General features: G+C 48.4%; 22 protein-coding genes (1 of these 22 cut by a window edge). 16 read left to right on the forward strand and 6 right to left on the reverse strand.

What is annotated here, in order from left to right; all coding sequences use genetic code 11:
- Window positions 1-23: 23 nt before the first annotated feature.
- Genes HP399_RS10070 through HP399_RS10110 form a run of 9 tightly spaced genes read left to right on the forward strand, consistent with a single transcriptional unit; the run spans window position 24 to window position 10,407 of the window.
- A complete protein-coding gene (locus HP399_RS10070) occupies window positions 24-1,517 on the forward strand; it encodes a M81 family metallopeptidase (RefSeq protein WP_173618467.1) in 1,494 nt (497 codons plus the stop codon).
- Window positions 1,518-2,396, forward strand: a complete 879-nt coding sequence (locus tag HP399_RS10075; RefSeq protein ID WP_173618466.1) for a MurR/RpiR family transcriptional regulator — start codon at window positions 1,518-1,520, stop codon at window positions 2,394-2,396. It abuts the gene before it with no gap.
- A 25-nt stretch (window positions 2,397-2,421) separates the two neighbouring features.
- A complete protein-coding gene (locus HP399_RS10080; RefSeq protein ID WP_173618465.1) occupies window positions 2,422-4,020 on the forward strand; it encodes an ABC transporter substrate-binding protein in 1,599 nt (532 codons plus the stop codon).
- A 17-nt stretch (window positions 4,021-4,037) separates the two neighbouring features.
- Complete coding sequence (locus HP399_RS10085) at window positions 4,038-4,958, forward strand: ABC transporter permease (RefSeq protein WP_173618464.1); 921 nt, start codon at window positions 4,038-4,040, stop codon at window positions 4,956-4,958.
- Window positions 4,959-4,973: 15 nt separating this feature from the next.
- On the forward strand, window positions 4,974-5,828 hold the full coding sequence (locus HP399_RS10090; protein ID WP_173618463.1) for an ABC transporter permease: 855 nt from the start codon (window positions 4,974-4,976) through the stop codon (window positions 5,826-5,828).
- Window positions 5,829-5,850: 22 nt separating this feature from the next.
- Window positions 5,851-6,840, forward strand: a complete 990-nt coding sequence (locus tag HP399_RS10095) for an ABC transporter ATP-binding protein (RefSeq protein ID WP_173618462.1) — start codon at window positions 5,851-5,853, stop codon at window positions 6,838-6,840.
- Complete coding sequence (locus HP399_RS10100) at window positions 6,837-7,844, forward strand: ABC transporter ATP-binding protein (protein WP_173618461.1); 1,008 nt, start codon at window positions 6,837-6,839, stop codon at window positions 7,842-7,844. The genes HP399_RS10095 and HP399_RS10100 overlap by 4 nt, the downstream gene beginning before the upstream one ends.
- Window positions 7,825-8,937, forward strand: coding sequence for an o-succinylbenzoate synthase (gene menC, locus HP399_RS10105; RefSeq protein ID WP_173618460.1), 1,113 nt, complete (start codon window positions 7,825-7,827; stop codon window positions 8,935-8,937). The genes HP399_RS10100 and menC overlap by 20 nt, the downstream gene beginning before the upstream one ends.
- Window positions 8,938-8,970: 33 nt before the next feature.
- Window positions 8,971-10,407 carry a serine hydrolase domain-containing protein gene (locus tag HP399_RS10110; protein ID WP_173618459.1) on the forward strand — a complete coding sequence of 479 codons (1,437 nt, stop codon included), beginning with the start codon at window positions 8,971-8,973 and terminating at the stop codon, window positions 10,405-10,407.
- 70 nt (window positions 10,408-10,477) lie between these two features.
- Here the strand turns inward: HP399_RS10110 and HP399_RS10115 are convergent, their stop codons facing one another.
- Together HP399_RS10115 and HP399_RS10120 are read right to left on the reverse strand one after the other, a co-directional pair.
- Window positions 10,478-11,797, reverse strand: coding sequence for an MFS transporter (locus HP399_RS10115; protein ID WP_173618458.1), 1,320 nt, complete (start codon window positions 11,795-11,797; stop codon window positions 10,478-10,480).
- Window positions 11,769-12,503, reverse strand: a complete 735-nt coding sequence (locus HP399_RS10120; protein WP_173618457.1) for a winged helix-turn-helix domain-containing protein — start codon at window positions 12,501-12,503, stop codon at window positions 11,769-11,771. The genes HP399_RS10115 and HP399_RS10120 overlap by 29 nt, the downstream gene beginning before the upstream one ends.
- A 158-nt stretch (window positions 12,504-12,661) precedes the next feature.
- Between HP399_RS10120 and HP399_RS10125 the strand changes: the two genes are divergently transcribed.
- Both HP399_RS10125 and HP399_RS10130 read left to right on the forward strand, forming a co-directional pair.
- Entirely contained in the window at window positions 12,662-13,870 is a 1,209-nt protein-coding gene (locus HP399_RS10125; RefSeq protein ID WP_173618456.1) for an MFS transporter, read from the forward strand.
- 147 nt (window positions 13,871-14,017) lie between these two features.
- Window positions 14,018-15,274: an MFS transporter gene (locus HP399_RS10130; RefSeq protein ID WP_173618455.1), complete on the forward strand. Its 1,257-nt coding sequence runs from the start codon at window positions 14,018-14,020 to the stop codon at window positions 15,272-15,274.
- On the opposite strand, the gene HP399_RS10135 is transcribed toward HP399_RS10130, so the two are convergent.
- The gene (locus HP399_RS10135; RefSeq protein ID WP_173618454.1) at window positions 15,251-16,081 is read right to left on the reverse strand and encodes an SDR family NAD(P)-dependent oxidoreductase; all 831 of its coding nucleotides are present in this window, start codon (window positions 16,079-16,081) and stop codon (window positions 15,251-15,253) included. The genes HP399_RS10130 and HP399_RS10135 overlap by 24 nt on opposite strands.
- Window positions 16,082-16,133: 52 nt before the next feature.
- Between HP399_RS10135 and HP399_RS10140 the strand changes: the two genes are divergently transcribed.
- On the forward strand, window positions 16,134-16,358 hold the full coding sequence (locus tag HP399_RS10140; protein ID WP_007720868.1) for a DUF1540 domain-containing protein: 225 nt from the start codon (window positions 16,134-16,136) through the stop codon (window positions 16,356-16,358).
- Between the two features lie 57 nt (window positions 16,359-16,415).
- Here the strand turns inward: HP399_RS10140 and HP399_RS10145 are convergent, their stop codons facing one another.
- A complete protein-coding gene (locus HP399_RS10145; protein WP_056489340.1) occupies window positions 16,416-17,006 on the reverse strand; it encodes a 5' nucleotidase, NT5C type in 591 nt (196 codons plus the stop codon).
- A gap of 97 nt (window positions 17,007-17,103) precedes the next feature.
- Here HP399_RS10145 and HP399_RS10150 point away from each other — a divergent pair, with 97 nt between their 5' ends.
- The gene (locus HP399_RS10150; protein ID WP_173618453.1) at window positions 17,104-17,685 is read left to right on the forward strand and encodes a DUF1700 domain-containing protein; all 582 of its coding nucleotides are present in this window, start codon (window positions 17,104-17,106) and stop codon (window positions 17,683-17,685) included.
- Window positions 17,686-17,750: 65 nt separating this feature from the next.
- Here HP399_RS10150 and HP399_RS10155 read toward each other — a convergent pair whose 3' ends face one another.
- Window positions 17,751-18,281 (reverse strand): DUF84 family protein, encoded by a 531-nt coding sequence (locus tag HP399_RS10155; RefSeq protein WP_173618452.1) that lies wholly within the window; start codon window positions 18,279-18,281, stop codon window positions 17,751-17,753.
- Between the two features lie 141 nt (window positions 18,282-18,422).
- Between HP399_RS10155 and dapF the strand changes: the two genes are divergently transcribed.
- A complete protein-coding gene (gene dapF, locus HP399_RS10160; protein WP_173618451.1) occupies window positions 18,423-19,283 on the forward strand; it encodes a diaminopimelate epimerase in 861 nt (286 codons plus the stop codon).
- Window positions 19,284-19,396: 113 nt separating this feature from the next.
- Here the strand turns inward: dapF and HP399_RS10165 are convergent, their stop codons facing one another.
- Window positions 19,397-19,543 carry a hypothetical protein gene (locus HP399_RS10165; RefSeq protein ID WP_173618450.1) on the reverse strand — a complete coding sequence of 49 codons (147 nt, stop codon included), beginning with the start codon at window positions 19,541-19,543 and terminating at the stop codon, window positions 19,397-19,399.
- Between the two features lie 276 nt (window positions 19,544-19,819).
- On the opposite strand from HP399_RS10165, the gene HP399_RS10170 reads away from it, so the two are divergent.
- Window positions 19,820-20,989, forward strand: a complete 1,170-nt coding sequence (locus HP399_RS10170) for a cysteine desulfurase family protein (RefSeq protein WP_173618449.1) — start codon at window positions 19,820-19,822, stop codon at window positions 20,987-20,989.
- A 25-nt stretch (window positions 20,990-21,014) separates the two neighbouring features.
- Window positions 21,015-21,922, forward strand: partial view of a tRNA uracil 4-sulfurtransferase ThiI gene (gene thiI, locus HP399_RS10175; protein WP_173618448.1) — the 5' portion only. The gene runs 292 nt beyond the window's last position; 908 of the gene's 1,200 nt are visible here — the first part of the coding sequence; the start codon lies at window positions 21,015-21,017; its stop codon lies beyond the right edge, outside the window.

Raw genomic sequence — 21,922 nt, forward strand, 5'->3', positions numbered from 1 at the left:
AAAATCGAATGGAGGGTCTAAGAATGAAGGTGATTATTGGTGGGATTGCGCATGAAACGAATACGTTTTCCAATGTGCCCACGACGCTCGAGATGTTTCAAAGCTATGAGTGGGATTATCATGAAACGATTGTGAATCGCAATCGGGGCGTTCGCAACTTTCCGGGTGGGATGGTGGATCGCGCCGAAGAGCTGGGCATCGAGCTACTGCCGACCTTTCTCACCTTTACGTATCCAGCGGGGACGATTTTGCGAGAAGCGTATGACCAGATTAAAAAGGAGCTTCTTGATACGATTGCTGCGACAGAAGGTGCAGATGCTATTTGTCTAGGGCTTCACGGAGCGGGGGTCGTAGAAGGAATGGATGACCTGGAAGGCGACATTCTGGCGTCAGTGCGTCAGTTGGTCGGTTACGACATTCCTTTAATTGTTACGCTAGACCTCCACGCAAACATGACACAAAAAATGGTAGATGAAGCCGATGCGCTCCTGGGTGTCCACCTCTACCCGCATGTGGATTGCTATGAACGCGGAATTGAAGCGATCGATCTGGCGCACAAGATGGTTACGGAAGGGATTAAGCCGACCATGCATTTGACCAGACTGCCACTATTGATTCCGACATCAGCTACTCATCATTCCCCTGCACGTGAAATAAACGAAGCCTGCTGGGCGTGGGAAAAGGAAGAAGGCGTCATCGACTGTGCATTCTTCCACGGATTTCCATATACGGACATTCCTGAGCTGGGCGTCTCTGTTTTGAGCGTTACGAATAACGATCAGGAGCTCGCCAAAAAAGTGAGCGAGGATGTCGCCAGTCTGATTTGGGAAAAGCGGGATGAATTCGAGCTGAACATGCCTGCTCCTGCCGAGGGAATTGCAATGGCACTGGAAACGGAAGGGATGCCAATTGTAATCAATGAGACCTCAGATAATCCAGGCGGAGGCACACCTGGAGACGGAACGCATTTACTGCGGGCAATGCTGGAAGCCCAGCTGACAAATGCATGCTTTGGTTTTATTTACGATCCCGAAGTGGTCCAGATTGCCCATCAGGCTGGAGTAGGCGCTACCTTACAACTATCACTCGGTGGAAAGACAGACTACTTGCATGGAGAACCACTTGAAGTAACAGCCTATGTCAAAGCTTTGACAGATGGAAAATTCATTGCGACGACACCGATGGGGCAAGGGGGTCATGAGAATTTTGGCAGATCCGTTCGCTTGCAAATCGAAGGGGTTGACGTCTTGGTTTGCTCCGTGAAATCGCAAGTGCTGGATGAGCAAATTTTTCTGTTGCACGGAATTGACGTGACCAAATACAAGATCGTGGCCTTGAAATCAAGCACACATTTCCGGGCATCATTCGAACCGATCAGCGCACGCGTCATTACCATCGATTCACCGGGATTGACGACGCTCAACTTCCGCTTCTTCAAATACGAACGCGCCATTCGTCCGATTTATCCGTTAGATCCAGCCACCGAGTGGAACCTACATCAATTGACAAGGAAGTAGATGATCATGGAATCCGTACAGGAGCGCATCCGCAAGCATTATCCGGAATTGACCAACCAACAAAAACTCGCAGCCAAATACATTCTCGCCGAGCCGAAGACCGTTGCACTGCAACCAGCCAAAGTTGTCGGGGCTTTGAGCGGCACAAGCGAAACCACGATCATCCGACTATCTTACGCTCTCGCCTACTCCGGGTACAGCGAATTGCAGAACGAGATTCGCAGCTCCTTATTGGAAAAAGTCCCAAAAGCTGATGCCATCCGCAGTTTTCGTACAGCAGCTGTGGAGATGAAGGGGAAACAAGACCTGATTTCTTATAACATGGAGCAGGATGTAGCGTATATTCGGCAAACGTTAGGGGAGCTGCAAAAGGACCATCTTTTGCAAGCGGTTACAAGTATAATGGCAGCCAAACACATTCTCGTCGTAGGGTTTCGCAGCTCCTATGCTCCGGCCCATTGGCTCGCTTTTACACTGAATGTCGTCAGAGGAAACGCACATCTGTACAATGGGCCAGTTGATGACGTCAACTATCTGTTGACCCAGATCAATCAGGAGTGGCTCGTGATCGCACTCTCCTTCCCCCGCTATACGAGTGAAACCATCCTGTTTGCAAAAGCAGCCAAAGAGAGAGGCGCCAAAATCATCGGGATTACAGACGATGAGCTATCTCCGATTGGGCCGGTAGCCGACCAAATTTTGAAAGTCACCGCACCTGCTCCTACTGCCTTAAAAGGAATGACGGCGATCTTTTCCATGCTGAATATTTTGATCAGTGGTGTGGTTCAAGCTGATGGCGAACAGGTACAACAAAGACTGAAAGAATACGAAGAGACAAGTCGACAAATATACCCGTTTGTGGAAGGGGCAGAAGTGTAAAGGCAATTGATAAGGGGGACGGGACATGAAGATTCACAGATGGAAGCAAGGGGCCTTGAGTGTATTTGTGGCAACGGCGTTGATTGCAGGCTGCTCCTTACAGCCGACCAATCAAGCGGGGAATGACACGTCGGCCAAAGGTAACACATTAGTCATCGCTTCCTTGACGGACCCAGACTCGCTTGATATGCACAAAACGAGCTGGCTGAGTATGGAAAACAGTTTAATATACGAGCCTCTATTGACCCGTGATGCATCAGGCAAACTCCATCCGCGTTTGGCAGAGAAGTACGAAATCTCGCAAGACGGCAAGGTTTGGACATTTATCCTTCGCAAAGATGTCCGCTATCACTCTGGCGATCCAATGACGGCAGCATCCGTAAAAGATTCGTTTGACCGTTTGCTTGCCATTTCGCCTGTGAAGGGGCTTGCAGGTCCGATTGAAAAAGTGGAAGCAACAGACGAGCATACGCTCAAGGTGCATTTTAGCCAACCGTTTGCCCCTTTTGTTAACGTCATTGTCGGTGGATTAGTCTCGCCTCTAGACGCCAAAAAGGCAAAAGAATTAGGGGATGGCTTCGCAGATAACCCATCTGCAACGGGGCCGATCATCTTTGACAAACGCGAGCGGGGTGCTTCTCTCACCTACAAGAAAAATCCCGATTATAACTGGGGACCGGAGTACGCTGCCAACAAAGGTCCTCTGCAATTCGACAGCATGATGTTCCGGTTTATGAAAGACGACGATACGCGCTTGATGGAATTCAAAAAGGGTACGGTCCATGTGTTGTATGATGCGCCGCCGAACTCGGTTGCGGAGCTTGAGACACTGCCCGGAGTCAAGATTGAGAAAGCGATGGACGTTGGAAACAAATACATCGCTTTTAACAATAAGCACCCGCTGTTTTCAGATGTCCGTCTGCGCAAAGCAGTAGCCCTCTCCGTAGATCGCGATCCACTTGTTCAGGTAGCGTTGAACGGCTTCGGCAAGCCGGTCTATGGTCCATTGGCACCCACGATTTATGGCTACAGTGAAGCGATTGAAAGCAAGGCGAAGCAGTTGTATACGAGAGATTTAGGCAAAGCCAAGCAGTTGCTAGCGGAAGCAGGCTGGACGGACAGTAATGGGGATGGCATCGTGGATAAGGACGGAAAACCGTTGTCTGTAGAAATGCTCGTCTCTCAAGAGCCAGCATTTCAGCGAGCGGTGCAGATTTTGCAGAGCCAGCTGAAAGAAGCAGGTATTGATATGAAAATTAGCGTGCAAGAAATGACAACCATCAAAGAGCGTATTTCGAAAAAGTCGTATGACATGGCTTTGATGTACTACGGCTGGTTTGATGCGGATATCTTGTACCTCATCTTTGAAAAGAGCAATTCAACAAGCCGTACTCATTACAACAACCCTGAGTTGGATGTTTTACTGAACAAAGGACGTTTGGAAATGAATGAGCAGGCGCGTCTCAAGATTTACGAAGATGCACAGGAGATTTTGGTGAATGACATGCCGTGGGTTCCGTTATGGGTGAGCGAGACGGTGATAGCGACACGTGGTGTCAAAGGCTTTACGGTCAATCCGTACACGCAAGGCATTACGTTGCATGATGTCACGCTTGAAAAATAGACAACAGAGGTGAAGGCATGCGCCGATATGTAATAAAAAGATTACTTTCCCTGGTGGGTACACTGCTTGGCGTATCCGTCCTGATCTTCTTGATGGTACACCTCATTCCGGGCGATCCCGCAACACAAATACTCGGACAGTTTGCAACACCAGAGGCCATCAGTCAAATGAGAGCGAAGCTTGGTCTTGATCAACCACTGTGGCAGCAATACATGCGGTTTGTCGGAAACCTGTTCGCTGGCGATTTGGGAACATCGTTATTCACTGGCGAAAAGGTATGGGATCAGATTATGAACCGTTTCCCGATCACCATGCAGCTTGCCATCCTTAGTGTAATCATTGCCGCAATATTCGGTATTTTGTTAGGCACGATTGCTGCCGTCAAGCAAAACACCATCATCGATCGGCTTGTGGTGCTTACCTCATTACTCGGTATTTCGGCACCCGGCTTCTGGATTGCTTTGTTTCTCATCTGGATTTTTGCTTACAAGCTAGCCTTGTTTCCGATTTCCGGCTATGAGGGGATTCACTCCCTGCTACTGCCTGCGATCACCTTGGGAATGGCGGAAGCGGGGATGATCGCCCGTATGACCCGTTCCAGCATGCTGGAAGTCATCAAGCAGGATTACATGCGGACAGCCGAGGCCAAGGGGGCGGCGCTTTTCCGAATCATTTTGAGCCACGGTCTGCCGAATGCCATTATTCCTGTTGTCACGATGTTAGGCTTGCAGTTCGGTGCGCTCATGGCTGGAGCTGTGGTGGTGGAAACCGTGTTTTCTCTGCAAGGGATCGGAAGCCTGGCGATTGAGGCGATCAGTAAACGGGATATGCCGACTATACAGGGCATGGTGTTTTTCATGGCGTTGATTTTTGCCTTAACCAATTTGATCGTGGATCTCATTTACAGCCGGATTGATCCGCGAATCCATTTCGACTAAGGAAGGAGCGGATGAATGGTGAACAGTAATCGTCCGGAGTCGTATTGGGGAGGGATGGGCAAACGGCTGAGACGCAATAAGACAGCAATGGCGGGTGTGGTCATCCTGATCGTCTTTACACTGGGATCGCTTCTTGCTCCAGTCGTTGCCCCTCATCCTGTCGAACAAATGAACTTTAACAGCCGATTAAGCGCTCCGAGTCTGACACATCTTCTCGGAACGGATGATTTCGGCAGAGATATTTTTTCCCGTTTGTTGCACGGGGGGCGAATTTCTTTGCTGATGGGTTTGATAACGGTTGTACTTTCTACCTTGATAGGTGTAACGCTCGGTATTATCGCTGGCTATTATCGTCGTGTGGATCTGTTTATCATGCAGGGCATGGATATTCTCATGTCACTTCCGGCACTGCTTCTGGCGATCGCTGTCATTGCGGTCTTGGGTCCTGGGTTAACGAATGCCATGATCGCGGTAGTCATTGCCGTTATTCCGTCCTATGTGCGGGTCGTTCGCTCTGCGGTCTTATCCATAAGGGAAAAAGAGTACATTGAGGCTGTTCGCGCTCTGGGGATTAGGGACTGGCAGATTTTGCTGAAGCATATTTTACCCAATATTCTGTCCCCGATCATCGTGCTTTCCACCATTCAATTCGGTGTGAGTATTTTGGCGGCAGCTGCCTTGAGCTTTCTCGGACTGGGTGCCCAACCGCCGATGCCAGAGTGGGGAGCCATGGTTTTTGTCGGTAAGGCATTCTTGAGTCAGGCTTGGTGGATGTCCATTTTTCCTGGAATGGCCATCATGCTGGTTGTCCTTGGCTTCAATCTGTTAGGTGACGGATTACGGGATGCATTCGACCCGAAAACGAGGTAATGGATGAAGGGGGCACGAGCTGATGAAAGAGGTACTCTTGGAAGTAATTGATTTACGCTTACAGTTTAAGACGGATAAGGGCGAGCTGCCAGCGCTGCAAGGCATTTCTTTTCAACTGAAAAAAGGTGAGACGGTCGCACTGGTAGGCGAGTCTGGCTGTGGAAAAAGCGTGACGTCCTTGGCGATCATGGGGCTCTTGTCCCGGGCGAATGCGCAGATGGAGGGAAGTATTCGGTTTCGTGATACCTTATTGAACCAGTTGAGTGCCAGCGAACTTCGCAACATTCGCGGAAAAGATATCGCGATGATTTTTCAGGAACCGATGACGTCACTCAATCCTGTTCATACGATCGGCCGACAACTGGAGGAAGTGTATCAGCTGCATACCGATTTATCGAAAAAAGAACGCCAAGCAAAAGCGATTGAGATGCTCAAAAAAGTGGGCGTGCCGAGGGCAGAAGACATTATGCGGGAATATCCCCATCAGCTATCAGGTGGGATGAAGCAGCGTGTCATGATTGCAATGGCGATGGCTTGCAACCCGGATTTACTGATCGCGGACGAGCCGACGACTGCACTGGATGTGACCATTCAAGCGCAAATTTTAGAACTGATGAACGATCTGAAGGAGAACGACCATACCTCCCTGCTGCTCATTACGCATGACTTGGGAGTGGTAGCTGAAATGGCTGATCGTGTCCTTGTCATGTACTACGGGGAGATCGTAGAGGAAGCTGACGTTGCCAGTCTGTTTGCGAATCCGAAGCATCCGTATACGATTGGGCTTTTACGCTGCATCCCCGATCTGGATGAGGAGGAGAAGCTGCGCCTCGATCCGATTGAAGGCAGTGTCCCGCTACTGGGTGAAGTGACACAAGGGTGTGCATTCCGCTTCCGCTGCTCGCAGGCCGAGGAGCGATGTCACCAAGAAAAACCGCCGCTTAAGGCAACGGGCACAGGCACACAGGCCGTTCGATGCTGGCTGTACGAGAACAAGGAGATGGCGGTATGAGTGATATCTTGTTATCGGTAAACGATTTAAAGACGTATTTTCCCATTAGCAAAGGACTGTTTCGCAATAGTGACGAAGTGATCAAGGCAGTCGATGGGGTTTCTTTCCAATTGCGAAAAGGCGAAACGCTTGGGTTGGTAGGAGAAAGTGGTTGTGGCAAGTCAACGACTGGTCGCAGCATTATGCGACTCATTGAGCCGACGGGTGGAACGATTGAATTTGAGGGGCAAAACATTCTGGATATGTCAGCTGCACGTTTTCGTCCACTCCGCAAACGAATGCAAATCGTGTTTCAGGACCCGTATGCGTCGTTAAATCCACGGATGACCGTGCAAGGGACTTTGGAGGAAGCGTTAGGCGTCAAAGATCCGCAGATGTCTGCGAAAGAAAGGCGCGATCAAGTAAAAGAACTGCTTCAGATGGTCGGACTGAATACGCAATACGCTACACGCTTTCCCCATGAGTTTAGCGGGGGGCAACGGCAGCGGATCGGGATCGCTCGAGCACTGGCGGTAGAACCTTCATTGATCGTAGCAGATGAGCCGGTTTCAGCACTTGACGTTTCCATCCAGGCGCAGATCGTGAATCTTTTGCAGGATTTGCAGCAACGGCTAGGCTTGAGCTATTTGTTTATTTCACACGATCTAGGTGTCGTTCGCCACATCAGCGACCGAATTGCGGTAATGTATCTCGGACGAATTGTCGAAATCGCCAGCAAAAAGGATTTGTTTACGCGCCCGCTACATCCGTACACAGAAGCGCTCATGTCAGCGGTTCCCAAAGCCAATCCGTTTCGGAAGAAGGAGAGAATCGTTCTTTCCGGGGATGTTCCCTCTCCAGCGAATGTTCCTGTTGGATGTGCGTTTCATACCAGGTGCTCATATGCTACGGATGTTTGCCGCACAGTGCGTCCTGTCGCTACACTTGCTTCGCCACAACATTATGTTGCTTGTCATTTATATGGAACAGAAGGGATGAAGTACATTGAAAATCGAACGAATTGAATTGCAGCAACTACACATGCCACTTCGTTTCCGTTTCGAAACGAGTTTTGGACATACGACCATCAAGGAGCTCATTCTGGTCAGTGTGTATGGAGAGGGAGAGGTAGGGCACGCAGAAAGTGTGGCAATGTCGGCTCCTTATTATAGTGAAGAAACGACAGAGACAGCATGGCACATGATGGAAAAGTTTATGATACCGAAGCTGTTCACGAGTGAAATCGAGACCCCGGAGGATGTGGATCGGCTGTTTGCTCCCATTCGCCGCAATAACATGGCGAAGGCTGCTTTAGAAGGCGCGATCTGGGATCTCTACAGCAAGCAAAAAGGAATCTCACTCGCCAAAGCATTAGGGGGCGAGAAATCTGTCATCGATGTAGGGATCAGCATCGGTATTGAACCGACGGTCGATCAAGTTTTGGCAAAAGTAGAGCGCCATCTCGGTGAGGGCTACAAGAAGATCAAGGTAAAGATCAAGCCAGGCTTTGACGTAGAGGTGATTCGAGCAATCCGCGAACGTTTTGGCGAGGGTGTCCCGCTCATGGCGGATGCGAACTCCGCTTACACGATGGAACATTTGGATGTGATGAAGGAGCTAGATCAATATGGGCTGATGATGATCGAACAACCACTCGCCCATGATGACATTATTGATCATGCCAAGCTGCAAAGGGAGTTGTCCACTCCAATTTGTCTCGATGAAAGTATTCACAATGTGGATGATGCCAGAAAAGCGATAGAGCTAGGTAGCTGCGGCATTATTAATATCAAAGTGGGGAGGGTCGGTGGACTAACAGAGTCCAAACGTATTCACGACTTGTGTCAGGCACACGACATTCCGGTTTGGTGCGGAGGCATGATTGAGTCGGGTGTAGGCCGCGCACATAATATTGCGATTACCTCTTTGCCAAATTTTACAATCCCAGGTGATACAGCCGCTTCCAGCCGTTACTGGGAGGAAGACATCGTGGAGAATGGTGTAGAGTTGATGGCTCCCGGTCAATTGGCAGTTCCAGATAGCCCGGGCATCGGTTATACCCTGAACCAAAAGGCGATCGGTAATTATGTGATTCGTACGGCAAACTTCCGGCCTTAAACCAAAAGCTTACATGAAAAGGGGAGAAGGAACATGGCGGATTGGGTACAGTCGTTTGAGGAATACGCGCAAAAGCTGCTTGCAGAGGCAAAAGTAACAGGAACAGTTGTCGGATTGGCAGAGCAAGGAGAGCTGGGGTATTTCCATGGCTTCGGTTTGGCAGACAACACAGAGGATGCAAAAGCATTAACCCCTGATACGGTGTTTGGCATCGGTTCCGCGACCAAGTCTTTTACATGCGTGGCGATCATGCAGCTTCAGGATGCAGGAAAGATCTCTGTACATGATCCTGTCGTCAAGTATCTCCCCGAACTCCGCACGCCAAATGAAGCTTATACCCGGGAGATCACGATCCATCATTTGATGACACATACGGCCGGATTCCCTCCTTTGGATACATTAGCTGGTGCGATGAAAAGAAGTATTCTGAAGGGTGGGGACGTTAAGTCCTCTAGCTCCGGTCTTGAGTTTGATCTAGATAAAGTGGAAGAGATCAATACAAAAGAAGAATTCATGGCCTACATCGGCAAGCTGGATTACGAGTTTCTAGGTGCGCCTGGAACGGAGTTTAGCTACTCCAACGACAGTTATGCCATGCTCGGTCTGATTATTGAACGAGTGAGTGGGATATCTTACGAGCAGTTTGTGCGTGACCATATTTTGGAGCCTGCCGGGATGAAGAACAGTGCCTTTCTCGTCGAAGATTTGCCAGAGGGAGCAGAGGTGGCTACCTTGTTTACCCGAAAAAGTCCAAAGGATGGCGGTGAGGTACACCGTTCCCCCTCGTGGTGGGATTCACCATCGATGCGCTCCGCTGGTTTTCTAAAATCGACGATTCACGACCTATTGCGCTATACCGAAATATTCAGAACGGGTGGATTGGTAGGCGAGAATCGCTTGCTCTCACCGGAGAGTGTTCAGGCCATGATAGCGCCTCATTTCCCGATTTCTCCGTTTCAAGCATATGGCTATGGATTGTTTGTAGCCAATTGCCATGATGGAACACTCATTGAGCACGGTGGAGCGATCAAGGGAGTTGCGGCACAAATTTTTGTTTTCCCGGAGCGGGGCCTGACAGGAGCCATCCTGATGAACACAGATGGCGGGCCAATGGCAGATTTGATGCATGGTATTTTGAATGCGACCAACGGACGTTCTACGGATACGGTACCGTTCCAATATCCGGATTATGAGCTGGCTGTAGAAGCACTCCCTGTATTTACAGGCGAGTATCGCTCTTCCGAAGGGGCGATCGTATCGGTTGAAATCGAAGAAAATGAGCTGGTAGCAAAGAGTAACGGAACGAACATTCCGCTTCGATCAGTGGGAGAAGACAGCTTCGTCATGAAACGTGGAGAAACCGATGCGTTTATCCGCTTTGTACGAGATGAGGCAGGAGTAGTCACACGGATGGGCTTTGGTGCTCGTCAGCTGATAAAGGTCTTTGCTGAAAAAGAACAAACCGCATAAATAGCAAAACGCGTACCTGCAAGAGCTCATGCTTGCGAGGTGCGCGTTTTTTCTATTATATAGAAGAGATTTAAGAAGAGAGGGTGGCAGGAAGCTGCTGCTCCTCTACCATAGGTCGCTTCCAGTTCGGGTGCTGCTCCATTTTCCGGAACGAGCGGAAAAAGAACAGGCTAAGGCTGATACTTACAAAGGTGATACCGCCAAAGAATAATAGAAGCCCCGGTGTTGTGATGTTTTTGGCGAGAAGAAAGGAGCACAGTGCATAGCTGACTGGCCCGAAGCCGACGGACATCAAGGAAAGCAATGACATGACACGACCGAGCATGTTGGCAGGGACGATACTTTGAATGTAGGTGATGAACGGAATATTCGTCATACTGAGTGCCATTCCAATGAGAAAATGAGAGACAAGTCCAAAGGAAAGCTCCTCAATGAAATAATACGAGCTGATTCCAACTCCCATACATCCGAGAATGACAGGGAGTAACATAAATTTTCCACGGAATCCTTTAAACAATGCAGTCAAAATACCGCCGACAATCATGCCCACTCCAAGTGAGGTACTGAGTGAACTAAAAGCACTCCCGTCCCATCCGAGGTCATTTACATGAATGGGAATGATCATGTTAACTGGGCCGGAGAACATCATGTTGGTGAACAGTGATGTTGTTAAAATAAGTGCGAGGATCGGGATTGAATACGTAAAACGAATTCCTCCCACGATATCTTTGAAATAGGAGCTTGCCCTTGATTCTGTTGTAGACTCTGAAGTCGTATCTTTGGTGTTTGAGTGTGAATGGAGAGAGAGTACAAAGAGTGTTCCTACGAAGAAGGTGCATGCCAAGATCATAAACATGATCGGATAACTAACGGTTCCAATTAATAAGGCAGTAACTACCGGTCCGGCAACCATGCTAATCTGATGGCATAGTTCCATTAAGCTGTTAGCTGGTGCAAGTTGTTCTCGAGAGACAAGAGAGGGCAGAATCGAGCTGCGTGCTGGCCAAAAAAATGCATCGACTGTTCCGAATAAAGCTGCCATGACGTACAGGCTCACTGGGAACCAGTCGCTATTTCCTTGAAGCATAAGCAAACTGAAGCAGGCTAAAATAATTCCTCTAACCAAAAGGGAGGAAAACATAATCCATTTTCGATTCAAACGATCAGCAGCCACCCCGCCCGCCAGCATAAAGAGGAGACGGGGGATGGACAGACAAATCAAAGTCGTGCCTAGGATTGCTCCTGAGCCCATGGCATTCACGATATACCAGTTGAGCAGGATGAAGAAAGCTCCGTCAGCCATTGCCGAAAATAAAGTGCCGCTCCATAATCGGACAAACGATCCATTTTTCCACAGGGAATTATTTGTCGCCAGAGTGCTCATCTCCATTTTCCTCCTTCTTTTTCTTCACGACAATCTTGCTGGTGTAATGCTTGAATTCAGACTGTTGGTGCTCATAGTTATCTGGCAAGGAATCGTCTTCTGCGACGTAGTAACGTTCATTCGTCATGAACCCGACCGTGACCATGTAAAAGTTTTCAACCGTATCCTCTACTTCTCCAGCAGCAATCCTCTCTAAGTAGCGATCTTCCATTTCGGATAGCTCCTCAAGTAAAGCCTTATATTTAGTGAGCCAAGCAAATATTTCTTTTCGAGGTGCTCTCACTTCGGAGCTAGCTGCAATTGCAGGAGGACGATCCTCTTGATCCGAAAAGAGCATGAATGACTCGTCTGGTGCGTTATACAGGCGATTCATACCGGAGCGCAGGTGATTTATCATCGTTTCCTGCAACAGGATACTGTCTTCGCGCAGGGAGGGCAGCAAATCATCACTAACCTTGAAGTCGAAAGCAACAGCCCGATAAAACTTTTGTACGATCCCGTTCTTTTCTTCCGTACGCACGACTTCAACGAAGCCGTGGCTTTCCAATTCCTTCAGGTGATAATGCACTTTAGAGGGAGAAAGGGAGAGAAGGGTCGCGAGCTGCTTGCCTGTGTATTCCTCCTTGACCAGCATCGTGATGATCTGTAGGCGCAAGGAATCGCTGACAGCTTTTAATTGATCCAAAGTTTCTACAACAACGTATCGTTTCAAGTCGATCAACCTCGTTTCGCTGAACGTTTATATATTTTTAGACGTTCAGTTTTATTTGAACGTATTGTAACAACAAAACGATCCATTCCGCAAGATGGATTTGCGCTTATTTTTCGACAAATGCTACAATATTGAAAACGGTGAGAGGGTGCATTCCTGTGGCGATCTTACAACATCCCGTCTTTCGCCGTTTGTATACGGCCCACATTGTACACATCATCGGAAATGAATTTACATTTATTGCGGTCGTTGGACTTTTACATGATTTAAGTGGATCGGGCCTTTCATTTGCGGCAGGTACTGTGTTTCGCATGATCCCCTATGTATTTGCCAGCTTTTTCGCAGGGACGCTTGTGGAGAATTGGGATAAACGGCGAGTCATGATTGTCGTCAATTTGCTTCGCGGCATTCTCGTCAGTTTGTTTTTCTTTATCACATCTGCGACCTACTTATGGGTAGCTTTTTTGTTATTGATTCTGGTCAATATTTGTAGTGCTTTTTTCCAACCAGCCATGCAAGTAGCGATCGTACAATCCGTGGCGGAAAAGGATAGGCTGGCTGCCAATTCCCTTTTGCAGGGGACGACTTCGTTTCTCATTATTATTTGTCAGGGTGTGGCAGCAGTTCTGGTTTACTTGTTCTCCTACCGATACAACTTTTTGCTGGATGCCGCCTGTTATTTGTTGTCGCTGTTCATCTTGCTTCCGCTTCCGTATATCGCCAACAATGTTGTATCGAAAGCGGCTGTACCTTTTATAGAAAGGCTAAAAGAGGGCTTCCGTTACATCGGTAAACATCGGGAAATTGGCAGTGTGATCGGCTATCAGATGGCGGAAAGGGTATGTGGCGCTTATTACATTATGCTGATGTACTATGTTCTTACGGAACGGGGAGAGGGCTTGTATGTATTCGGACTCCTGGATATTCCGCTGGGCCTCGGGGGTGTGATCGCTGGGATTGCGGTGAATAAGCTGTCTGACAGCCTGAGTGAAAAGGGAACGTGGCGTGTCCAAGGCTGGGCACTCGTTGCGATGGGATGCTCGATTATCGCCGTGTTTCATGCGAAACCACTACTTGGATTGGCAATCGCCATCCTCTTTGCATCAACGGCTCAGTTTAGCTCATCGATATTGTCCGTAACGAAGCTGCAACAATTATCTGATCCTGCTTATTTGGCTCGTGTTTTTTCCATTCGGGAAATGGCGACTATGGGAAGCTTTTCTGCGAGCTGCTTGATTCTCGGATTCAGTGCGGAGCAGATTGGCAGTGCCGCTGTCTCCGTGTGGCTTGGTTTCTTTGGGATTGCAGCAGGACTTCTGTGGCTTTGGAGCCGTCGTAAGTTGCAAAAGATCGCGGATGTACAGTGAGACTCATGAGAGATTCCTCTGCTTATTTGGAGCAGAGGCTCTTTTTTATACAAAATGAAACTTTTAGATTTAATAAATATAATTATTGAAAAAGTATGAATCTAATTATACAATGAATGGAAAAATAGAGAAAAAGGAAGATGCAGCATGAAGGAATTATGGCGGCAGCGTTCATTTCGCTGGTATTGGCTGGGGATGTTCTTATCTAGTCTGGGGGATCAGTTTGGCTGGATGGGCTTGACGTGGTTTGTCATGAATAAAACAGGCTCACCTGCTGCAATGGGTGGGGTTGTTCTTGCGTATATGCTCCCTGCTGTATTTGCTGGGTTAGTAGCGGGAGTTTTGCTGGATCGGTTTGATCGACGCAAGCTCATCATGATGGACAATGTGGCGAGAGGACTAATTTTTATAGCGTTAGTCGCATTATTGCAGGTCGATCAAGTTCCGCTATTTGTGATATACGTGCTGATTGTGATTGCAGGAATCCTTTCTCCGCTGAGCACAGCTGGGGCGCAGACATTGTTGCCGAGAATCGTCTCGGACAAAAATCAATTGGTCAAAGCGAATGGCGTGATGGAAACGCAATGGCAAATTGTTTATATGTTTGGACCGGCACTCGCGGGTGTTTTAATCGGGGTTATTGGTGAAGCTTATGTTCTGTTGATCGATGCGGTCAGCTTTTTTGTATGTGCCTTCTGCTTCTCCCGGTTGCCGCGTGAGCTTACGAAAAGTGCGAATCCTACCGAGATTGCAAAAGGTCAAATGGGAGTGTTCTTTCGTTCTCTCTTGAGTGACATGCGGACAGGGTATCGCTACATATTTGGACGCAAGCAATTGGTTATTCTTGTCTTCTTTACGTTTTTGTTTAACATGTCGTACGGTCCCATTGAAATTGCACTACCCTTGTATGCGAATCAGGATTTGGCAGGAGGATCTGTTGCATTAGGGATGCTGTGGTCTTCTTTGGCAGTCGGGGCATTACTAGGCTCTCTGTTTTTCTCGACGGTTACATGGAAACTTCCGTTGGGATCGACACTAGCGGGGATTATCGTGGCGTGGGGATTGACCACCTTGCCGATCGCATTATTCTCGAGGGTGGAGATCGCGATGGCTTCGATGGTGGTGGCGGGCTTTTGCTTTGCTCCATATAACATCACGTATAGGAGCTATCTGCAAAAGCAGGTGCCCGATGCTCTCTTGGGGCGGGTATTGACCAGTGTTCGCACGATTACGGGGACAGGAATGCCGGCGGGAGCGGCTGTCTCTGGCTTCCTCATACCCTTCTTGGGTGTTCAAGGGATCATTGGAGCCGGAGCAGCCGTATGTATCATTTTCGGCCTTATTGCATTCGGAGCATTGAAAAACTTGGAGGATTCCGCATCACTTCCGATTGAGGAGAGGTGAAACGAGGTGTTTTAGCCACGGAGGCAATAGAAAGTAAATGCGGGAGAGCGCATGCAATCGAAATGGCATGGCAACCTCCGGACGCTTTGCTTCCGCCGCTCGATAAATGGCCTTTGCCGTTTGTTCCGGTGTCAACAAATACCGACTCACTTTGCTGCGATAACTACCCGTTTTGTCTGCCTTATCCAAAAAGGGTGTGTCGATCGGCCCTGGCATCGCACACGTCACAGCAATTCCAGTGCCTTGCAGTTCGTGGCGCAATCCTTCACTAAAGCGGATGACAGCTGCTTTGCTGGCTGCATACACCGCAGCTTTGGCTGTTGCGACCTGTCCAGCAAGTGAGGCAACCGTGATGATATGACCTTGCTTTTGTTGAAGCATCATCGGCAAAAAGGCACGGGTCGTGTAGAGAACACCGGAAATATTCGTTCGCAGTGTTTCTTCCAACGCCTCTACGCGCATTTCGATCAGCGGTTCAAAGACGGCCATCCCGGCATTGTTGTAAAGAAAATCGCAACGTTCGAAGCGGATGTGCACCCATGCAGCGAACTGCCGAATGTCTTCGTTGTTGCTGACGTCTAACGGGTAATGCTGGAGATGATTCGGATAAGCGTTTTGTAACGAAATGAGCTTCTCATTGATGGCTTTGCGACTCGTGGCAATGACACAATCTCCTTTTTCCAAATGAAGTCGTGTCAAAGCTAGACCAAGACCACCAGAAGCCCCGGTGATGACGACAATACGGGGAGTCGACATGTCATCCACTTCTTTCTTGTGTAGAGTTTTGATTTCCACTGTAAATGGCAAAGTATAAGCCCCCGAGTTGTTGTGAAGGCTAGCCTCTAGGGGGTGAATGCACATGCCAGCTGTAAAATGTTCTGTAGCAAACTGTGAGTACTGGGCGCAGGGCAACCTTTGCAACGCCGAAGAGATCATGGTAGAAATTGACGCACACGCCACCGTAAACCTGAAAGAAGAATTCGCAGGCGAGTACGGTCAAAACACGCAGCATCAGGATCAGGCAAAGACATCGTCTGAGACCTGTTGTCTGACGTTCAAGCCGAAGACATCCGAAAAGAAATAACGCTTCGGCGCAAAAAGGACGTATCCCTCAATGGTGATACGTCTTTTTGCTATTGACCTATACGCTTGTCGTGGCCGGAAAAAGCTCGTTGACCTTTTGGGCAACCTCTTCCCAAGAAGTGACTCGATGGACAAGCGGGGGAAGGGAAGCTTGATTATATGGAGTGTCAAACAAGAACACGGGAATTTGCAGGGCTTCTGACAGTTGCAAAGCGTTCTCCAGACGATCCTCCAAAAAAAGGTCCACGCCCCATTTGCGAGCAGCTGACAGCTTGTCGTGGCTCCCAATCAAATCCACCTCATGGTGAGGGATATTGTAGCGAGCAAACCATTGTAAGGTCACATCGCGATGACGATCCTCACGAGCACTTATATATACCAGCTTGTGGGAGGTAAACCAATCGCGCAAAACCTGATCGGCAATTCCGTGAACAGGCGCACCATCATAAAGGCGCTCCCCGTTTTGATCCAGCCACATTTCAAACTCTGCGTCCGTGATTTGATACACGTTGGCTAAATTGTACTCCACACAATCTTCATATCGTAAATCTCTTCCAAAGCTTTCATTCATCAACGGAACAATACTGCTAGGTGATGTGACTGTACCGTCAATATCAATGCCAATGGTTAGGATTTTGTCTGGTTTCATTCTCTCGCCTCCCGTTTAAATTGTACAACGTAGGCAGACAATAAGGCTACTTCCTTCACTTAATTAATCCTTTACCAAAAAAGGGGCTGAGCATGCTATGTTGGATCGACACGAACGTAATGATGCGAAGCGGAAGGAAGATACCGGTTTTTCCGAGACGGTTGATCAGCACGACAGGGAGTTTACAGCGAATACTTGGACACAGGCCGTCTTTGACGAAGAGGAAGAGCGGTCGAGGCGCAGGATTCACTATGACCCCCATTCCTTGACAGAGCGCTATACAGGCGAGCTGGATGAGGAGCGAAACGACTTTTCGGAGCGTTTGGATGGCGTTGTCCTGACAAAAGAGGATCGTTCACCGGTCGCCAAAGTCAGAGATGACGACATCGAGGCGGCGGCGGAAATCGCCGAGCCGTTTCCGACCAGTCGTGCTGCCAGTGAGATCGACACAGACGAGGACAACCGGGAAAATGGGGCCAGCGGTATCGGGATGACTGGCTTGGGCTTATCGATCCTGTCCCTGTTTCTTATGCCGTACTTGGTGGCTCCAATTGGTATGGTGCTTGGCTATCTGGCGTATCGACGCAACTCGAAGACGCTGGGAGCTTGGGCGATGATCGTAGGTGCTATTGCCATTTTGGGTGCATTAGTCATCTACCCGTTCTATACGGCTCGCTAAAAGTATCAAACCGCAAAACCTCTCCGGTTCATTTAGCCGGAGAGGTTTTTTATGTTGCACCACTGCTATTTGTATAAAGAGGAGACGAAAGGCGTAATTGCTGCGATAACGGCGTCACAAAACACATCGGAACGACGTACGCGATTATCCGTTAACAGGGAATAGGCGCCGCCGCGATGATTACTGCCGACGGTTTTCCCCCATTCATCTATGATGGTACTGAGCTCAATTTGCTCCTGCTGGATTCGGTGAACGGCTTGATTCGGGATAGGAAAAGCCAATCCTTTTCCAATAAATAGCTCACTTCCATTCCAGGCTGCGCAGATGGAAATCAAATACCACTGTTTTGTAAACTGCTCATCGTACATAAGCCCGCCTTCCAAGCCTAGCCCAATGTCTGCTTCTGGGGTTTGACTACGTGCAGCTTTTGCTCGATTGATCGCTCCTGTAATCGTTTCTTCTTCACTCATCGGCTGAGCCGCTACACCCGAGGGAACAGATAAGCAGAATGGCTCCGTTCCGGTTGCTTTCTGTACAGCGAGACGCTTTGCTTCATTTTTCGTTCCGAGCGCATAGCGGAAAATATGATAATCCAACGGCTTGTTCCACCTCTTTCCATCATCGATGCTAGTCGTAGTATACCACCTTTTGATTCGACCGCGATTCTCTAGGTTGTGATAAGATAATGCATAGAAAAGAGTCAGACCTAGCATACGAAAGAGAAAGAGGAGTGGACGATGAAATTTACAAAGCTGCATGGCTTGGGTAATGATTACGTTTACGTCAACTGTTTGGAGGAAGACTTGTCGGGTGTAGATTTACCCGAATTGGCTAGAAGGGTGAGCGATCGGAATTTTGGCATTGGGGGCGATGGACTGATCCTCATTATGCCATCTGAGCGAGCAGACTTTCGCATGCGGGTATTTAACAATGATGGCAGCGAAGCAAAAAATTGCGGAAACGGCTTGCGCTGTGTGAGCAAGTACGTATACGATCACGGTTTGACTCAGCAAACAACGTTTACCGTTGAGACGTTGGGTGGGACCGTTACTCCTGTCGTATCGCTTGGAACAGACGGTAAGGTCGATCAAGTAACAATTGATATGGGAGAGCCTCGTTTTGAGCGAGCAGCAATTCCAATGACAGGTATTCCTGAAGAGCAAGTGCGAGAAGAGGTAATCGAAGTCGGTGGAACTGCGTTTACGATGACTGCTGTTTCGATGGGCAATCCTCATGCCATCCTTTTCGTGGATGAAGTGAAGGAAGAAGATGTTCGTCACTACGGGCCAATGATCGAGTATCATGAATGGTTTCCTGAACGGACTAATGTCGAATTTATCCAAATATTGAATCAAGAGGAAATTCTGTTCCGTGTATGGGAGAGGGGATCAGGTGTCACGCTTGCCTGTGGGACAGGAGCTTGCGCTGCTGCAGTAGCTGCCCACTTGAGTGGAAAGACCGGTAGAAAAGTCACTGTTCACCTGGCAGGAGGAGATCTCTTTATTGAATGGAAGGAAGCGGATAACCGCGTCTATATGACGGGTCCGGCTACTGAAGTTTTTTCTGGTAAGTATTTGGGGGAGCTCCCATTTAAATAACAGCAAGCCAAAACCGTTCCGTCGAAATCGACAGGAGCGGTTTTTTCACAAAAAATAGCGTGGTCACGGCGAATCCTTCATGCCGTCACCACGCTATCGAATTCGAATGAGCGTCACGCGTTGTACACCTCATTTAGGTATGCGACATCTGTGCGATCGTACTGAGGGTTATTTTTGTTCATCTTCGCCAGTTCCGCTTGCAGTCTTTTCAATTCGGCTTCCATCTTCTTGATTTCTTCTTGCATAGCTTGTGCTGTCATGGTGGTTCTCTCCTTGTTGTCGTTTTTTATCTAAATTTATTGACTATTCTAACGAAAGGCCAAAACAATGTAAATAGCCTATATTTGGATGTAAGCGCTTTATCCGTGAATAGTCTGTGAACGGATGTTCAGATTGTCTGATTTGGTCTTTTGAGAGCAACGCAATCGGGGAAAAATAAGGTCGAGAAGTGTAATACTTTGTATGTTCTTTACGAAAAGTCATGTTATGATGAAGCGTAGTATTCGGGCATCTTGCCCTTAGGAAGGTGTGTACTGGTGATTTACTTGGACAACAGTGCGACTACCCGGCCTCATCCTCAAGTGATTGAAACCGTTAGACGCGCGATGGAAAGCTACTATGGAAATCCGTCTTCTTTGCATCAAAAAGGAGTAGAGGCGGAAAATGTACTGAAGCAGGCGCGAAAGGTTGCCGCTCAGTATTTGGGCTGTAAAGAAAGTGAAGTTATTTTTACTTCAGGTGGTACGGAGAGCAATAATACGGCGATCAAGGGTATAGCCTTTCAATATCAAAACAGAGGGAAACATATTATTACGACGCAGGTAGAGCATCCGGCTGTTTACGATGTTTGCAAACAGTTGGAAGGCCTAGGGTTTACTGTGACGTATCTGCCGGTAGATAACGAAGGTCGTGTATCGGTAGAAGCTATTCAGAAAGCAATGCGTCCGGATACGATTCTCGTTTCGGTTATGCATGTGAACAACGAGCTGGGAACCATTCAACCGATCTTGGAAATCGGACAATGGTTGAAGCAATTCCCGAAAGTCTTGTTTCACGTCGATGCTGTCCAAGGAATTGGGAAAGTTCCTTTGCGCATCAAGGATTCAGGGATTGATCTGTTGAGCGTCTCTGCTCACAAGTTTTACGGCCCCAGAGGAGTCGGCATTTTGTATAAACGAGAAGGCTTGATCATTCACCCGTTGATGATGGGTGGCGGTCAAGAAGGCGGTGTTCGCTCAGGAACGGAAAACCTCCCAGCCATCGCTGGTATGGCAAAAGCAATCCGGATTCTAGAAGAACTGGGTAGCGTGGAGATGATCAGGCTGCAAACATTGAATCAACTGCTTCGGGAAGGGATTGCAACGATTGAAGGTTGCATAGTCAATACCCCGGAAGCGAATACGGCTCCCCATATTATGAACTTGTCAGTACCAGGAGTAAAAGCAGAAGTCCTGTTGCATGCTTTGGAGGATAAAGGCTTTCTGATATCCACTAAGTCCGCATGCTCATCCAAAGTCAATGAGCCAAGCAGAGTTTTGACTGCGATTGGCATCGAGCGGGATTGCGCATTGTCGTCTCTGCGGATCAGTCTGGGCCGTGAAAATATAGCGGAGGACATTCAGCAGTTTTTGAAGGCGTTAGAGGAATGCGTCAGTGTGCTTCGTACCTATATAAAACAAAAACCTGCCCCCGCTCAAAGAAAATAGTGTGGACAACTAAAAGGAGATAAACATGAACTACGATGTTATTTTAATTCGTTATGGTGAGTTGGCGCTTAAAGGGAAAAACCGCGATCAATTCGAAGAGGCACTTGTAAAAAGTGTGAGAAACGTACTGCGCTCGTTTTTTAAAGTAAAAGTTCGACGCAATTACGGTCGGATGTATGTGGAGCTGCACGGTGAGGACGCTTATGCGGTTATGGAACGATTGAAGCGCGTTTTTGGTATTTCTTCCTTTAGTCCGACGATCCAGGTAGATCCTGATATTGAAACGATCAAGGAAAAAGCGCTGGAGTTGGTTCGTCAATTGAATCCACAACCGCGTACGTTCCGCGTGGTTTCTCGTCGTGCGGATAAACGCTATCCGATTCCTTCTATGGAAGTGAATCGAATGGTGGCAACGCATATCTTGCGCGCACTGCCAGCGATTAGTGTAGACTTGCACGAGCCAGATACCATCGTGAATGTAGAAATTCGCACAGAGGGTACTTACATTAGCTGTGAAACCATCCGGGGACTAGGTGGCTTGCCAGTTGGGGTGAGCGGAAAAGTACTGCTGCTTCTATCTGGGGGAATCGACAGTCCTGTCGCTGGCTGGATGATGCTGAAGCGTGGTGTGACGCTTGAAGCGATCCACTTCCACAGCTATCCGTTTACGAGCGAGCGTGCTTTGCAAAAAGTGCGTGACTTGGCTCATAAGCTGACGAAATGGGGAGGAACTGTTCGTCTCCACGTCGTACCGTTTACTGAGATTCAGACAGCTATTCGTGAAAAATGTCCAGAAGACTATTTGATCACCATCATGCGTCGCTTCATGATGCGCATTTCGGAGCGTGTTGCGGAAAATACCAATGCCAAGGCACTTGCAACAGGAGAAAGCCTCGGTCAAGTGGCGTCGCAAACCTTGGAAAGCATGGACAC

Origin of the sequence: Brevibacillus sp. DP1.3A, assembly GCF_013284245.2 — a bacterium.
In the GTDB taxonomy this organism is placed as follows: domain Bacteria; phylum Bacillota; class Bacilli; order Brevibacillales; family Brevibacillaceae; genus Brevibacillus.